Source organism: Pseudomonas sp. CFBP13509, from assembly GCF_005233485.1.
Lineage (GTDB): Bacteria > Pseudomonadota > Gammaproteobacteria > Pseudomonadales > Pseudomonadaceae > Aquipseudomonas > Aquipseudomonas marginalis.
This window is the reverse complement of the sequence record NZ_QGAA01000010.1, coordinates 45,528-60,280: the sequence shown is the minus strand read 5'-3', so window position 1 is coordinate 60,280 and position 14,753 is coordinate 45,528. Positions and strand designations below refer to the sequence as shown.

At 60.8% G+C, this 14,753-nt stretch carries 11 protein-coding genes; 7 read left to right on the top strand and 4 right to left on the bottom strand.

What is annotated here, in order from left to right:
- Positions 1-108: 108 nt before the first annotated feature.
- Both PspCFBP13509_RS17870 and PspCFBP13509_RS17865 read right to left on the bottom strand, forming a co-directional pair.
- Positions 109-2,094 carry a hypothetical protein gene (locus PspCFBP13509_RS17870; RefSeq protein WP_137212434.1) on the bottom strand — a complete coding sequence of 662 codons (1,986 nt, stop codon included), beginning with the start codon at positions 2,092-2,094 and terminating at the stop codon, positions 109-111.
- A gap of 144 nt (positions 2,095-2,238) precedes the next feature.
- On the bottom strand, positions 2,239-4,191 hold the full coding sequence (locus PspCFBP13509_RS17865) for a hypothetical protein (protein ID WP_137212433.1): 1,953 nt from the start codon (positions 4,189-4,191) through the stop codon (positions 2,239-2,241).
- A 244-nt stretch (positions 4,192-4,435) separates the two neighbouring features.
- Between PspCFBP13509_RS17865 and PspCFBP13509_RS17860 the strand changes: the two genes are divergently transcribed.
- From PspCFBP13509_RS17860 to PspCFBP13509_RS17840, 5 genes are all read left to right on the top strand, one after another.
- Positions 4,436-5,455: a LacI family DNA-binding transcriptional regulator gene (locus PspCFBP13509_RS17860; protein WP_065927871.1), complete on the top strand. Its 1,020-nt coding sequence runs from the start codon at positions 4,436-4,438 to the stop codon at positions 5,453-5,455.
- A 144-nt stretch (positions 5,456-5,599) separates the two neighbouring features.
- Positions 5,600-6,382 carry a sugar phosphate isomerase/epimerase family protein gene (locus PspCFBP13509_RS17855; protein WP_137212432.1) on the top strand — a complete coding sequence of 261 codons (783 nt, stop codon included), beginning with the start codon at positions 5,600-5,602 and terminating at the stop codon, positions 6,380-6,382.
- Positions 6,375-7,316, top strand: coding sequence for a sugar kinase (locus PspCFBP13509_RS17850; RefSeq protein ID WP_065927873.1), 942 nt, complete (start codon positions 6,375-6,377; stop codon positions 7,314-7,316). Before PspCFBP13509_RS17855 ends, PspCFBP13509_RS17850 begins: the two co-directional genes overlap by 8 nt.
- A 45-nt stretch (positions 7,317-7,361) precedes the next feature.
- Positions 7,362-8,660 carry an MFS transporter gene (locus PspCFBP13509_RS17845; RefSeq protein ID WP_065927874.1) on the top strand — a complete coding sequence of 433 codons (1,299 nt, stop codon included), beginning with the start codon at positions 7,362-7,364 and terminating at the stop codon, positions 8,658-8,660.
- Complete coding sequence (locus PspCFBP13509_RS17840) at positions 8,657-9,634, top strand: NAD(P)-dependent oxidoreductase (protein WP_065948654.1); 978 nt, start codon at positions 8,657-8,659, stop codon at positions 9,632-9,634. Before PspCFBP13509_RS17845 ends, PspCFBP13509_RS17840 begins: the two co-directional genes overlap by 4 nt.
- Positions 9,635-9,704: 70 nt before the next feature.
- Here PspCFBP13509_RS17840 and PspCFBP13509_RS17835 read toward each other — a convergent pair whose 3' ends face one another.
- A complete protein-coding gene (locus PspCFBP13509_RS17835) occupies positions 9,705-11,330 on the bottom strand; it encodes a methyl-accepting chemotaxis protein (RefSeq protein ID WP_027606434.1) in 1,626 nt (541 codons plus the stop codon).
- 235 nt (positions 11,331-11,565) lie between these two features.
- Between PspCFBP13509_RS17835 and PspCFBP13509_RS17830 the strand changes: the two genes are divergently transcribed.
- Both PspCFBP13509_RS17830 and PspCFBP13509_RS17825 read left to right on the top strand, forming a co-directional pair.
- Entirely contained in the window at positions 11,566-12,993 is a 1,428-nt protein-coding gene (locus tag PspCFBP13509_RS17830; RefSeq protein ID WP_137212431.1) for a nucleobase:cation symporter-2 family protein, read from the top strand.
- Between the two features lie 13 nt (positions 12,994-13,006).
- Positions 13,007-13,468, top strand: coding sequence for an LEA type 2 family protein (locus PspCFBP13509_RS17825; protein WP_065927877.1), 462 nt, complete (start codon positions 13,007-13,009; stop codon positions 13,466-13,468).
- A gap of 298 nt (positions 13,469-13,766) precedes the next feature.
- Here the strand turns inward: PspCFBP13509_RS17825 and PspCFBP13509_RS17820 are convergent, their stop codons facing one another.
- Positions 13,767-14,693, bottom strand: coding sequence for a carbon-nitrogen hydrolase family protein (locus PspCFBP13509_RS17820; protein WP_065927878.1), 927 nt, complete (start codon positions 14,691-14,693; stop codon positions 13,767-13,769).
- Positions 14,694-14,753: the final 60 nt, after the last annotated feature.

Sequence of the window (14,753 nt, the reverse complement as noted above, 5' to 3'; positions counted from 1 at the left end):
ATATGTAGGACTAATCCCAATCTATCTGTATGAATGAATGCTTGCCCCATGAGCGTGTGCACTGGGATATTGGAACCGAGGGGTGCGCAAACACCCCCCGTAGACTTTTTAGGCCACGCCATCCTCTTGGGTGGTAGGGGGTTGATTTTCGCAGAACACGCCATTCAAGTCCGTGAACCGAGTGCGGGTCCACGCTCTCACGGAGGGTTGCTCTCCCTCTCCGGGGATGGGAACGAAGTAGTGAAAGTCCGCCGAGTTCCGGACCGCTGGCCGTATGACAGCATAGGGGACAGTTATAGTGAATCCGTTGGCCACCATGTCTGGCGTCAATGGCGGCGAGTGGATCGTCGTGGTCTCGCCCAGCTGGTTATCGCCGGTGATATCGCTGAACACCCGCACCTCACAGCGGATCACCATAAACTCCCTGAAGTAAGTCATATTTCCGGGAACCCTGACAGTGCCCGCAAACGTCGTGCGATTGAGATCGGTACACGACCAGAATGCGGTCGCCTTGGAAAAGGTTGCCGGCTCCAGTACGACCTTATTGGCATTGACAACCACCGGCTGTGGCGCAGAGCGCTGGATGTTGTCGTTGGTCGCCCACTCCAGCGTGTAGAAGACGTTGACTATACCGTTACCGACAGCACGAATTATCGACCAGGGGACGCTCATTGAAACCGTATCCCCCGGTCCTTCGGTCGTGATCGGCACAACGTCGAACGCATATTCAAAACTGCCCCAATACCCCCTCAGCACCGTGCCTGGCGCCGGAATAGGCGTGTCCCACAGTACGATTTCAACCGTAGCTTCCTTCTCGAAGTCATCTTCGGTCAGCTCGTTTTCCGCGTCTGGATCAGAGCCGTAGACCAGCACGGGATTGAGCAGCGAATTCTCCGGGTCGGTTCCCGGCGTGGGACCTGGCGCGGAAAAATCAATTTTGATGTCATGGGTAGGCGCATCGAATGGACTGCCGTTACGGTCGATAAAATAATCAATCGCGGTATCCAGTTCACCTGTGCTCGTACCGTAATGGGCCAGAAGTGTCGCCCTGCTGACGGGAAGCATTAACGGAAAGGGCAAATAAAAATTAACCGCGAAACGCTGTGGCGGCTGGCTACCGAGCGTCAGTTCGATTACATCGATCGTCGGCAGATTGTTGGCATATTCGCGAATAGCGACGTAAACCCCGGTCGGCTCATAAAGGTCCTCCAAGTCAAGCAGGCCATCATCAGGCAGAAGCGCCAAAGGTACATACGCTTCCAAGGGCTCTGGTTCAGCGGTCAGATTCAACTTAACGCGCGCAGGGGCTGAGTCTTTGCTGATGTTGCCGGCGAGATCGATCAATTGGTAAAACAGGTAGTTGAGTCCCGCGCGGTTGCCGGTAATCAACGCCCACGGCACGGTAAAACTCAACGCAGCGGTTATGGGATAGGTGTCAATCGGCTCAGACAATTGTGAAGAGAAGTCGGGAGAAAAATACACGGCGATGCTAACGCCCAACTCGGCACCACCCGGAGCATCCGGAAAGGTGCACACCAGACCGTCCGGGTTGTCTTCAATATGTTGCTCAGTGATTTCATCTGTCAAATAGCCCGGAAAACTGGGCGCAGGCGGATAGTTGGGGCGTAGAGGCTCGGTTCGGTCGACCTCCAAGGGCGCCCCCACCCTCAGCGGCGTGGGGGATGCGCCTTCATAAAGGATGTAGCCGATCTCATGCTGCCCTTCCGTCAGCCGGGAGACAGGGATGTCCCGGATAAAGGGTTCGTCAATAGGCTGGCGATCAGGGAATGTGGGGGTTTGGAATTGCACGCTATACATCGCCGCCCCCCAATTCGTGGAGCCTTTGCCGCGCATATGTATATCGAGTCGGGTGGTTGCCGGATCAAGATCTTCTTCCTCCGCCAACTCTGAAATATCAAACGTTACAGGAAGCGGTTTTCTCGCATCGATCTCCAAAATCAACCCGTTTTCATTCAGAGAGTCAAAGGTAGGCAGAGGCAGCGCCAAGCCCCCTGCTCTACGCCGGGACAAGAGTTCTTTATTAACCTCGCGCGATTGAATGGCAGCCTTCTGCTTTTTACTTAACGTTGTCATCTGTATTCTCCTTTTGCACTTGAAGTCACTCTTACAGCCGGATAAACCATTGCCTCACATGACACTCATCAAGTCGCACAGCTGCTTCATCGCCACCACCAAACGCCGCAATTCATATCAGCCATCACTTTAAAGTGCCCTACACTACTTGCCCGCCGAATCCTCTCCGTCCGGACCGCAGTAACTCCCTCCCGAGTACTTCTGGTCAATCTTCGCGTAGCGTTCCCTTGACGAGCCTATGATTCTTTTCTTGCGCCACAAGGTATACGTGACGCCCACCGAACTCCCCGGACTGTTGGGGTGCGGTGACCTGATCGGTTTGATTTTTTCTTCATAGTTGGATTGCTTGAACGTATATCCCTCTTGGGCCTGCTGCTCCGTCAAGCGGTGCGTCAGGGTGTCCGCAGTCAATGTTATGGCCTTGCCACCGCCTCCGAACTCTTCATAGCCCTGCCATGTCACCACAAGATCATCGTCTTTCCTGAAGGCGCCCTCAGGAAGAATCCGAATGGGAATGTGATCCCACATCGCCGGGCTGGAGCCACAGTTAATAAACATGTTGTCATTGGCGCTGGGGTACTCGACACGCTGAAACACCAGGGGAGGCACTACATCGACATTGACTTCAGTAAAGTTGGAAAGCTGTTCATTAACGCCATTAAATGTCGTGTAGTACACCTGCATCTTTTCCTCATTGCCGGCACCGACAATAACTTCCCACGGAATATCACTGAACTCCACGCGCACGCCCTCGGCATCACCCTTATCGGTATCGACGACATAGTGCGCAATCGGGTTATCCATGCTGGGAAAGTCCCCCCAATACAATTCCAATACTTCGCCAGTGCGCGGTTGGTGATACAGCGGGACACTGGCATACACGCGCTTGCCCTCATCACGAATATCAATGTGGTTTTCAGCCATGGAGCCTTCACCCCATACCGTCACCCTGGGCAGGTTAAGGTTGAGCAGTGCGGGGGCATCGAGATGGTCCTGCCCGGCGACTCTGAAGTCCCAGCGGATCAATGCCGGCGGGCTGGGCGGGGTGGGCGTGTCGCTACCGGACCGGGTAATGGTGTAAGTGGCCACGCCTTCTGCGAGTCCCAGGCCCCCCTCTATCAACCTGGGCCACGGGATGACGACATCGAAAGGCAACTCGGGGACGGACTGGCGGGTAAGCACGGTTTTCCCCCATCGGACTGTGACCCGGTCACCGGCTTGCCAATTGTCGTATTGCACCTTGGCGACTACGCCGATCCGAGCGTCATGCCGATTGATCAGGCCGCTCGCCATCGCAGGAATGACAAGGGGCTGCAGATCAGACGGAACCGCCGACAACTGGACTTCCACAGGCGACTGCTCAGACCTGGGGCCGCGGTTGCTGGAGCGGTCCTGAAGCCGGATATGAACGTACTGAGTACCGTTGGGGTACAGGCGAAACAAATCCCCAGGCACAGGGAGGACAAGGGGCGTGTCTTCGAAGGGAAACTCTACATAGCCACTCGGCGCAGCGTCCGGTGGCGGGTTTTGGTCCGTAATCCAGTAATAGATCCTGTCCCAGGATCGACGACCGTTGTAGGGCGGCACTACCAGGTCAACGGTTGGATGCGTGGCCAGATAGCCTTCATCAATCAACCCCACCGGAAAAGCCGGGGACGGCGGGGTAACGTTATTGTTGGGTGGGCTCCGATCAAGCACCAGGGTCCGGAACTCCGACGTAGTCGGCAGACCGGTTTCATCAGTGATCCGATAAGCCAAGCGGACTGTGCCGTCGTTCTCCAGATAGTCTCGCGGCACACTGATCGGAAAAGGGAATGCCTTGGTAATCGGGCCATCCCACCGCTCCCGGAACGGCGGGACACCCTCACCGCCACTGCGCGACCAAACGATTTCGACAATATTGAACTCACCGGCTTGCGCAGCATCCTCCCACAGTTCCGGGATCACCACTTCCAGGTCGCTGTCGAGATATTGGTGAGGGATATACCCCTCCACGATCGGTGGGACAACATCGTCCAGAATGGGCACCCGAATATCGGCCAAGCGCAAAATGCCGTTATACAGCCGCCTACTTTCGGGGGTTTTATCAGCACTCATCGGAGCCTCCCGTCATACCCATGTCGCACACCGCCACGGCGCGTCTGGTATTCATTAAACGCTCAATGCCTGGCGTCGAATACTGTCAGAACTAACAGGTGGGTATCGCCACTTGTCGGATATCAAGCGATGCCGAGGGCATGAGACGCTTGACGAAATGAGCGAGTTGATGTCTTCTGAAACCGGTTTCAGCCTGCCAAGCCACGGCTGAAACCGACTCATCCAATAAGAAAGGCCTGCGACCGTGACTCCTTTTTCCGCCGCCCAGCGCACCCGCGTCACCATGCTCGACGTCGCCCAACACGCCGGCGTCTCCAAGGCCAGTGTGTCGCGCTTTATCGGCGACGACCGCGCCCTGCTCTCCGATGCCATCGCCCTGCGCATCGAACACGCCATCGAACAGCTCGGCTACCGCCCCAACCAGATGGCCCGCGGGCTGAAACGTGGCCGCACGCGCCTGATCGGCATGCTGGTGGCCGATATCCGCAACCCCTACTCCATTGCCGTGATGCACGGCGTCGAAACCGCCTGCCGCCGGCATGGCTACAGCCTGGTGGTGTGCAACACCGACCGCGATGACGAGCAGGAGCGCCAGCATTTGGCGGCGCTGCGCTCGTACAACATCGAAGGGCTGATCGTGAACACCCTCGGCCATCACCTCGACCAATTGCTGGAACTGCAGCGGGAAATGCCCCTGGTGCTGGTAGACCGCAAGGTCGAGCCGCTGCACAGCGACTTGGTGGGGCTCGATAACCCGGCGGCGGTGCGCATGGCGGTGGAACACCTGGAACAGCAGGGTTACCGCGATGTATTGCTGGTGAGCGAAGCCTGCGATGGCACCAGTTCACGGCAGGAGCGCCTGGACAGCTTCAAGAGCGAAATCGCCCGGCGCCCGGCGCTGACCGGCGCGGTGCTGGCGCTCGATGACGGGCTGGAACAACGCCTGCAAGCCTTTCTCGCCAAACCCGGGCCCAAGGCGGTGTTCTGTGCCAACGGCGTCGCCACACTGGCCTGCACCCGTGCGCTCAAGGCGCTGGACTGCAAGCTGTTCGACGACGTAGGGCTGATCGCCCTGGATGACCTGGACTGGTACCCGCTGGTGGGCAACGGCATCACCGCCCTCGCCCAACCCACCGAAGCGATTGGCGCCAGTGCGTTCGACTGCCTGCTCAAGCGCTTGCGCGGTGACACCGAACCGACCCGAACCCTGGACTTTTTGCCCCAGTTGATCATCCGAGGCTCAACCCAGCGCCCCTGCACGTAGCAGCTGCCGAGCCTTGGCGAGGCTGCGTCGGCGGCGTACCTGACACACCGCAAACGCAGCCTCGCCAAGGCTCGGCAGCTGCTACGGCAGAGTCGATTAGATATTTAACGCAAAAAATGAAACCGGTTTCAGAGGTAAACAACAATGCACAAATACCCCGTCTCCATCAGCCTTTCCAGCTACGGCGCCGACTTGGTCCGCCAGCAAGGCCAATTGAGTTTTGTCGAATTGCTGGCCGCCGCCGGTGCCCGGCGCATCGAGTGGCGCGAAGAACTGCTGACCAGCGAGCAACCTGCACAACTGGCCCAGGCTGCCGCCGAGCAAGGCCTGGAGTGTGTGTTCTCATCGCCTCTGGAATTGTGGATCGCCGGCCGCGCCCAGCCGAATGCCGACCTCAACGCAACCCTGGACCGCGCCCAGGCCTTTGGTGCGCGCTGGCTGAAAGTCTCCCTCGGCTACTTCACCGACACCAACGACCTGGAAAGCCTGCACGCCCTGCTCGCCCGCCATCCGGTCAAGCTCTTGGTGGAAAACGACCAGACCCTGCACGGCGGGCGCATTGAGCCGATGCAGCGCTTCTTCACCGAGGTCGAACGCCTGGGCCTGCCGGTGAAGATGACCTTCGATATCGGCAACTGGCAGTGGCAGGACCAGTCCGCCCTGACCGCCGCGCGCCTGCTCGGCCGGCACGTCGACTATCTGCACTGCAAGGCCGTGGCCCGTCGCGCGGACGGCAAGCTGGTGGCGCTGCCGCCCGGCGCCACCGACCTGCATCTGTGGGAACAACTGCTCACGCACATGACTCAAGGCATTACACGGGCGGTGGAATTCCCGTTGCAGGGCGATGACCTGGCCGACGTCACCGCGCAACAGGTCGCAGCCCTCGCCCTCCTTGGCCAACCCCGTGGGGAGAATGCCCATGTCTGAGATCGATATCCTCTCGTTTGGCGAAACCATGGCGATGTTTGTCGCCGAGCAGACCGGCGACCTGGCCCAGGTGGCACAGTTTCACAAACGCATTGCCGGCGCCGACAGCAATGTCGCCATCGGCCTGTCGCGCCTGGGCTTCAACGTCGCCTGGCTGAGCCGGGTGGGCAATGATTCCCTCGGGCGTTTTGTGGTCGACACGCTGAAAAAAGAAGGCCTGGATTGCCGGCACGTGGCGGTCGACCCGGCGCACCCCACCGGCTTTCAACTCAAGTCCCGCGAAGAAGCCGGCGATGACCCGCAGGTGGAGTATTTCCGCAAGGGCTCGGCCGCCAGCCATTTGTCCACTGCGGCCATCAGCCCGGCGCTGTTGCAGGCCCGCCATCTGCATGCCACCGGCATTCCGCCGGCCTTGTCCGAGGCCACCCGCGAGCTGTCCCGCGAGTTGATGACACAGATGCGCAAAGCCGGTGGCAGCGTGTCGTTCGACCCAAACCTGCGTCCGTCGCTGTGGACCAGCCAGGAACAGATGATCCGCGAAATCAACGCCCTCGCCGGTCTCGCCGACTGGGTCCTGCCGGGCCTGGGCGAAGGCCGTCTGCTCACCGGTTTCGACGACCCGGCGGATATCGCCGCCTTCTACCTCGACCAAGGCGCCGAAGCCGTGGCGATCAAGCTCGGCCCGGACGGCGCCTACTTCCGCACCCAGCTCGACCAGGGCTTTGTCGCCGCCGTGCGCGTGGACAAGGTGGTGGACACCGTCGGCGCCGGCGATGGGTTTGCGGTGGGCATGATCAGCGCCCTGCTGGAAAACCTCAGCTTCCCCGAGGCGGTACAACGGGGTAACTGGATCGGCAGCCGCGCCGTGCAAAGCCGCGGCGATATGGAAGGCTTGCCCACCCGCTCCGAATTACCCACCCGATCCGTCGCTTGACCCACACCCTGTTGCCACAACTACAACAAGCTCAGGAGCAACCTTATGGACACCGTGAAACTCGCCACCCGCCGTTGGTGGTACATCATGCCCATCGTCTTTATCACCTATAGCCTGGCGTATCTGGACCGCGCCAACTACGGCTTTGCCGCCGCCTCCGGGATGGCCGAGGACCTGATGATCACCCCCGGTATGTCGTCATTGCTGGGTGCACTGTTTTTCCTTGGCTACTTCTTCTTCCAGGTGCCGGGTGCGATCTACGCGCAGAAGCGCAGCGTCAAGAAGCTGATTTTCGTCAGCCTGATCCTCTGGGGCGGGTTGGCCACCCTGACCGGCGTGGTGTCCAACGCCTACATGCTGATCGTCATTCGCTTCATGCTCGGCGTGGTCGAGGCCGCCGTGATGCCGGCGATGCTGGTGTACCTGTGTCACTGGTTCACCCGTGCCGAGCGCTCGCGGGCCAACACCTTCCTGATCCTCGGCAATCCGGTGACCATGCTGTGGATGTCGGTGGTGTCCGGCTACCTGGTGCAGCATTTCAGCTGGCGCTGGATGTTTATCATCGAAGGCCTGCCGGCGGTGCTGTGGGCGTTTATCTGGTGGAAACTGGCGGATGAAAAACCCGCAGATGCCAAGTGGCTGAGCGAACAGCACAAAAAAGACCTGGAAAGCGCGCTGGCCGCCGAACAGGTCGGTATCAAGGCGGTGAAGAATTACGCCGAAGCGTTCCGTTCGCCCAAGGTGATCATCCTGGCGCTGCAGTTTTTCTGCTGGAGCATCGGCGTGTACGGCTTCGTCTTGTGGCTGCCGTCGATCCTCAAGAAAGGCCTGCAGATGGACATGGTCGAAGCCGGCTGGCTCTCGGCCCTGCCCTATCTCGCTGCCGTGATCGCCATGCTGGCGGTGTCGTGGGGCTCGGACAAACTGCAAAAGCGCAAACGCTTCGTATGGCCGCCACTGCTGGTTGCCTCCATCGCGTTCTATGCCTCCTACGCCCTGGGCGCCGAACATTTCTGGTGGTCCTACACCCTGCTGGTCATTGCCGGAGCCTGCATGTATGCGCCGTACGGACCGTTTTTTGCCATCGTCCCGGAAATCCTCCCCGCCAACGTCGCCGGTGGCGCCATGGCGCTGATCAACAGCATGGGCGCCCTCGGCTCGTTCGGCGGCTCCTACCTGGTGGGCTACCTCAATAGCAGCACCGGCTCGCCCGGCGCCTCGTACCTGCTGATGAGCGGCGCGCTGATGCTGTCGGTGGTGCTGACGATTTTCCTCAAGCCCGGCGCCAGTGACCGTGAACGCGCGCCCATCTCGACCCTCGAATTGAAGGTGAAAACCCCATGAAAAAGTCTGTGGTTCTGTACAAGAAGCTCTCCGCACCGTTAATGGCGCGCCTGCATGAACAGTGCGACGTCACCCTGATAGACGCACTGGACGAGACTGGCCTGGCCAAGCTGCGCGATGCACTGCCCAACGCCCACGGCCTGCTCGGTGCCAGCCTGCGCCTGGATGCCGGGTTGCTGGATCTCGCACCGCAACTGGAGGCCGTGGCCAGCGTGTCCGTGGGGGTCGACAACTACGATATCGACTACCTGACCCGGCGCGGCATCCTGCTCAGCAACACCCCGGACGTGCTCACCGAAACCACCGCCGATACCGGCTTCGCGCTGATCCTGGCCACCGCCCGGCGTGTGGTGGAGCTGGCCGACATGGTGCGCGCCGGCCAGTGGAACAAGAATATCGGCCCCTCACACTTCGGCAGCGACGTGCATGGCAAGACCCTGGGCATCATCGGCATGGGCCGCATCGGCGAAGCCTTGGCCCAGCGCGGGCATTTCGGTTTTGGCATGCCAGTGATCTACCACAGCCATTCGCCCAAGCCGGCGGTGGAACAGCGCTTTGGCGCGCAGTACCGCAGCCTTAACGATTTGCTGCAACAGGCCGATTTTGTCTGCCTGACCCTGCCGCTCACGGCTGAAACCGAAAAGCTGATCGGCGCCGAACAATTTGCGCGGATGGGCCCGGAGACGATCTTTATCAATATCTCGCGGGGCAAGGTGGTGGACGAGGCCGCGCTGGTGGAGGCCTTGCAGCAACGTACGATTCGGGCGGCGGGGTTGGATGTGTTCGAAAAGGAACCGCTTGATCACGGCTCACCGTTGCTGCGTCTGAACAACGTCGTGGCGACGCCACATATCGGCTCGGCGACCCATGAGACGCGGGAGGCGATGGCCACGTGTGCGGTGGACAATCTGTTGCAGGCGTTGGCGGGTGAAAAACCGAAGAACCTGGTCAACCCAGGGGCTTGGAAACAATAAACACATGTGGGAGGGGCGGTGCGACGATTCGACTTGCCCCCTCCCACATTTTTGCCAGTATTCCAAATACTTAGATAACGAACCTCGCCACCATCCCATTCAAATCCACCGCCAGGCGCGACAGCTCGTGGCTGGCGGCACTGGTCTGGTTGGCCCCCGCCGCCGACTGGGTGGCCAGGTCGCGGATGTTGACCAGGTTGCGGTCCACTTCGCGGGAGACCTGGGCCTGTTCTTCCGACGCGCTGGCGATCACCAGGTTGCGTTCGTTGATCAGGCTGATGGACTGGGTGATCTGCTCCAGGGCCACGCCGGCGGCGCGGGCCATTTCCAGGGTGTCCTGGGTGCGCTGGTTGCTCTGTTGCATCGACTGCACCGCTTCACCGGTACCGTTCTGGATGCCGGCGACCATCTTCTCGATTTCCTGGGTCGACTGCGCCGTGCGATGGGCCAGCGCCCGCACCTCATCCGCTACCACCGCAAAGCCGCGGCCGGCTTCACCGGCGCGGGCCGCTTCGATGGCGGCGTTGAGCGCCAGCAGGTTGGTCTGTTCGGCAATCGCGCGGATCACGTCCAGCACCTTGCCGATGTCACGGCCCTGGGTGGCCAGGCCTTCGATCATCGCGGCAGTGTTTTGAACGTCCTGGGTCATGGTCTGGATCGCGCCAACGGTTTCCATCACCCGGTCGCGACCTGACCGCGCGGCCTGGTTGGACTGGTTGGAGGCCTCGGAGGTGGACACTGCATTGCGCGCCACTTCTTCCACCGCCGCGGTCATCTCGTTGACCGCCGTGGCGGCCTGATCGATTTCATTGTTCTGTTGCTGCAGGCCCCGGGACGCTTCCTCGGTCACGGCGCTCAACTCTGTCGCCGCCGAGGCCAGTTGCGTGGCCGAACCGGCAATGTGCTGGATGGTCTGGCGCAGGTTGGTTTGCATGGTCGACAGGGCGTTGATCAGGCGCGCGGGTTCATCGTTGCCATTATCCTCAACGACGCTGGTCAGGTTGCCACCGGCGATGGTTTCAGCCACCTGAACGGCTTTGCGCAACGGCGTGACAATGCTGCGGGTCAGCAGCCAGGCCAGCAGCACCGTGAGCAGTGCAGCGCTGACCGAGACCACGATAATCCCGGTGATGGCACTGGTGTAACTGTGCCCTGCCGCGTCGCTGGCTTGCTTGGCGTTGGCGGCATTGATCGCAATCAGCTTGTTCAACTGCTCGCCCATCTGATCGGTGCCTTCCTTGATCCGGGTATTGATCAGGGTGCGCATCTGCTCGACGTCGCCTTGCTTGGACAGCGCCAGCATGTCCGCCTGGGCCTTGAAGTAGTTATCCAGGGTGCTGACAAACGTCTTGTACAACGCCGCTTCCTCCGTACCGGCGGGTAATGCCGCGTAGCCGGCCTGGGCCGTCTTGACCTTGTCGACCAGCACGCCGATGCGGGTTTCGGCTTCCTGCAGGCCGGCCGGCTCGCGGTTGACCAGCACCCGAAATGACAGGATACGCATGCGCAGGACGTTCTCCGTCATCTGGGCCAGGTACGTCACGCTGGGCAGCTGGTTGCTGCTCATGTCCACCGAGGCCTGGCGGATCAACGTCATGCGGTTGGCCGCAAACCCGCCCAACACCACCACTAACAGGGCGATGAAGGCGAAACCGAGGGAAGCGCGAGGGGCGATATTCAGGTGACGGAGCGACATAAGGGCGATCTCGAAATATAGAGTGGCGGCGCGCGTCCATGCCACGAAACGATCAGCCAGCGTCAACGCACTGCCTGACACCGGCCATCACTGTTGTTTTTGATAGATGGGCCTATAAGCAGTATCGGCAGGAATCGGGGTTTTATGCAGGGTCTTTATAAATATTTTTTTACACTTCTGACGCTGGGCCGTTTCTGGCATCCTGCGCCTCCATTTTCTGACCCGAGCCCTCATTTTGTCTGACGCTCAAGCCCCCCGCCCCCGCTATAAATCCGACCTGATCTACGGCCTGGAGGATCGCCCGCATTTCAGTGCGGCGATATTTGCCGCGTTGCAGCATGTGCTGGCCAGTTTTGTCGGCATCATCACCCCGACGCTGATCGTCGGTGGTGTGCTCGGTCTGGAAAGCGAAGTGCCCTATCTGGTGAGCATGGCGCTGTTTGTGTCGGGGCTCGGCACCTTCGTCCAGGCGCGCACGTTCGGCCCCATTGGGTCGGGGCTACTGTGCCTGCAAGGCACCAGTTTCTCGTTTATCAGCGTGATTCTCAGCGCGGGGTTCATGGTCAAGGCCCGGGGCGGCGGCACCGATGAGATCCTCTCGACGATCTTTGGCATCTGCTTTTTCGCGGCGTTTATCGAAGTGGTGCTCAGCCAGTTCATCGGCAAGCTGCGCAAGCTGATCACCCCGGTGGTGACCGGCACCATCATCACCTTGATGGGGCTGTCGCTGATCAAGGTGGCCGTCACCGACATGGCTGGCGGTTTTGGCGCCAGCGACCTGGGCGCCGCGAGCAATATGGGCTTGGCAGCACTGGTGCTAGTGACCATCGTGGTGCTCAACCGCTTCAACAACCCGTTCCTGCGCCTGGGCTCCATCGTGATCGGCCTGACCTTGGGCTTTGTGGTGGCGTGGTGGATGGGCCGTGTCGACCTGGCCGCCCTGCCCCACGTGCCACTGATCAGCGTGCCGGTGCCCTTCAAGTACGGTTTCTCGTTCGACTGGGTGGCGTTTATCCCGGTGGCGGTGATCTTCCTGATTTCGCCGTTGGAAGCAGCCGGTGACCTGACGGCCAACTCGATGATTTCCCAACAGCCGGTCAAGGGCCCGCTGTACATCAAGCGCGTCAAGTCGGGCCTGTTGGCCGACGGCCTCAACTCGGCGATGGCGGCGACCTTCAACAGCCTGCCAATGGTGACGTTCGCCCAGAACAACGGCGTGATCCAACTGACCGGCGTGGCCAGCCGCTACGTGGCGTACTTCATCGCGGGTTTGCTGGTGCTGCTGGGGCTGTTCCCGATGATCGGCGCGGTGCTGCAACTGATGCCCAAGCCGGTGCTGGGCGGCGCGACCCTGATCATGTTCGGCACCGTGGCGGTGGCCGGCATCAAGATCCTCGCCGAAGCCGGGCTGCACCGCCGCAATGTGCTGATCGTGGCGATCTCCCTGGGCATGGGCCTGGGCGTGGCCGCCGTGCCGGAAGTGTTGCGCGACCTGCCCAAGGCGCTGCACAACATCTTCGAGTCGCCGATCACTGTGGGCGCGTTCTGTGCAATCCTGCTGAACATTTTCCTGCCGGAAGCGTTCATAGAGCTGCAGGAAGATGAATTTGATCCGGAGTCCTCTACCCTCAAAGTGATGCAGGACCCGGACGTCACGAAATAGGAGCACCCTTTGCATGCGCAAGCTCATGGTTCTATCGCTGCTACTGCTGAGCTTGAGCGCCTGTGCGCTGTTCCCCAACCGCGACCCGGTGAATATCAATGTGGTGGGCATCGAGCCGCTGCAAAGCCAGGACCTGGAAGTGCGCTTCGCCGTGAAACTGCGGGTGCAGAACCCCAATGAAACGGCGATCGACTACAACGGCGTGGCCCTCGACCTGGAGGTCAATGGTCGGCCGCTGGCGTCGGGGGTGAGTGACCAGCGCGGCAGCATCCCGCGTTTTTCCGAAACCGTGCTGATGGTGCCGGTCAGCGTTTCGGCGTTTTCCGTGCTGCGCCAGACCTTAGGCCTGAGCCAGACCCAGAGCTTGAACAACCTGCCCTACGTGCTGCGGGGCAAACTGGCGGGCGGGCTGTTCGGCACGATGCGCTTTGTAGACCGTGGCACGCTGGACTTGCCGAATACCGCGACCTGGTAATGACACCATGCAACCGACACTCTTTACCGAACGCCTGATCCTGTCTGGGGAATGACCCGCGAGGAATGGCTGGAAACCCAATCGCCCAAAGGCTGAGAGAGCCAAAGGTGGAAGGGGCTTGCCAGAATGCCGTTCAGTTGGCTTTTTGTAGGAGCGAGCGTGCTCGCGAAGCACTCAGGGCCACCGCGTTTATCGAGAATGAACGCGTTGCCTGAGCGTTTTTCGCGAGCAAGCTCGCTCCTACAGGGATTAACTGAACGGCGTTAGGGCTTGCCCCCTCCCACATTTCGACCGTGTTTCAGTCCGTGATATAGCGCACGCCTGGCTTGGCCCGCTCATCCACCACCAACTCGAACACATCCGGACGGGCGTAATGCCCCACCACGTCATAGTCGTACCGCGCTCGCACCAGGTCATCGGTGTCGATCTGCGCCGTCAGCAGCCCGACCTCCCCCACCAGTGGCCCGGCCAGGATGTCGCCCATCGGGCCGACAATCACGCTGCCGCCGGCGATCAACGGGCGCTCTGCAGGCCAGTTGGCGACCTCGATGCCCAGTGCCTGGGGCGAGGCCTGCACCTGGCACGCACTGACCACAAAGCAGCGCCCTTCATGCGCCACATGGCGCATGCTCACCTGCCACATCTCGCGCTCATCCACCGTCGGCGCGCACCACACCTCGACGCCCTTGGCGTACATCGCGGTGCGCAGCAGCGGCATCATGTTTTCCCAGCACACCGCACCGCCGATACGCCCTGCCGCCGCGTCGATCACCGGCAAGGTCGAGCCGTCGCCCTTGCCCCAGATCAGCCGTTCGGTGCCGGTGGGCATCAGTTTGCGGTGCTTGGCCACCAGGCCGCCCGTGGGTTCGACATACAGCACGGTGCAATACAAACTGCTGCCACTGCGCTCGATCACACCCAGCACCAGGCTGGCGCCGGTACGTGCCGACAGGCCGGCCAGAGCCTCGGTCTCGGCGCCCGGCACATCGATAGCGTTGGCAAAGTAGCGGGCAAAGGCTTCGCGGCCTTCGGGCAGGCGATAGCCCAATTGGGTGCCAAACCCTTCACCCTTGGGATAGCCGCCGAGCAGCGCTTCGGGCATCACCACCAATTGCGCGCCGCTGCGCAGGATCTCGTCTTCATAGGCGAGGATTTGCGCCAGGGTCTCGGCCTTGCCGCCAGGCAGGGAACCGATTTGCAGGGCCGCCACAGTAGAAACGGGCATCACGATCACTCCAGATAAGGGGTTGCCCATTCTCTCGCCAGGCTCGATCATGAATAAAGC

What these genes read in the sequence shown, in the direction of transcription:
- PspCFBP13509_RS17855 (WP_137212432.1), top strand. Translation starts at nt 5,600, where the DNA reads ATGCACAAATACCCCGTCTCCATCAGCCTTTCCAGCTACGGCGCCGAC.
- PspCFBP13509_RS17845 (WP_065927874.1), top strand. Translation starts at nt 7,362, where the DNA reads ATGGACACCGTGAAACTCGCCACCCGCCGTTGGTGGTACATCATGCCC.
- PspCFBP13509_RS17825 (WP_065927877.1), top strand. Translation starts at nt 13,007, where the DNA reads ATGCGCAAGCTCATGGTTCTATCGCTGCTACTGCTGAGCTTGAGCGCC.
- PspCFBP13509_RS17835 (WP_027606434.1), bottom strand. Translation starts at nt 11,330, where the DNA reads ATGTCGCTCCGTCACCTGAATATCGCCCCTCGCGCTTCCCTCGGTTTC.
- PspCFBP13509_RS17870 (WP_137212434.1), bottom strand. Translation starts at nt 2,094, where the DNA reads ATGACAACGTTAAGTAAAAAGCAGAAGGCTGCCATTCAATCGCGCGAG.
- PspCFBP13509_RS17850 (WP_065927873.1), top strand. Translation starts at nt 6,375, where the DNA reads ATGTCTGAGATCGATATCCTCTCGTTTGGCGAAACCATGGCGATGTTT.
- PspCFBP13509_RS17840 (WP_065948654.1), top strand. Translation starts at nt 8,657, where the DNA reads ATGAAAAAGTCTGTGGTTCTGTACAAGAAGCTCTCCGCACCGTTAATG.
- PspCFBP13509_RS17820 (WP_065927878.1), bottom strand. Translation starts at nt 14,693, where the DNA reads ATGCCCGTTTCTACTGTGGCGGCCCTGCAAATCGGTTCCCTGCCTGGC.
- PspCFBP13509_RS17865 (WP_137212433.1), bottom strand. Translation starts at nt 4,191, where the DNA reads ATGAGTGCTGATAAAACCCCCGAAAGTAGGCGGCTGTATAACGGCATT.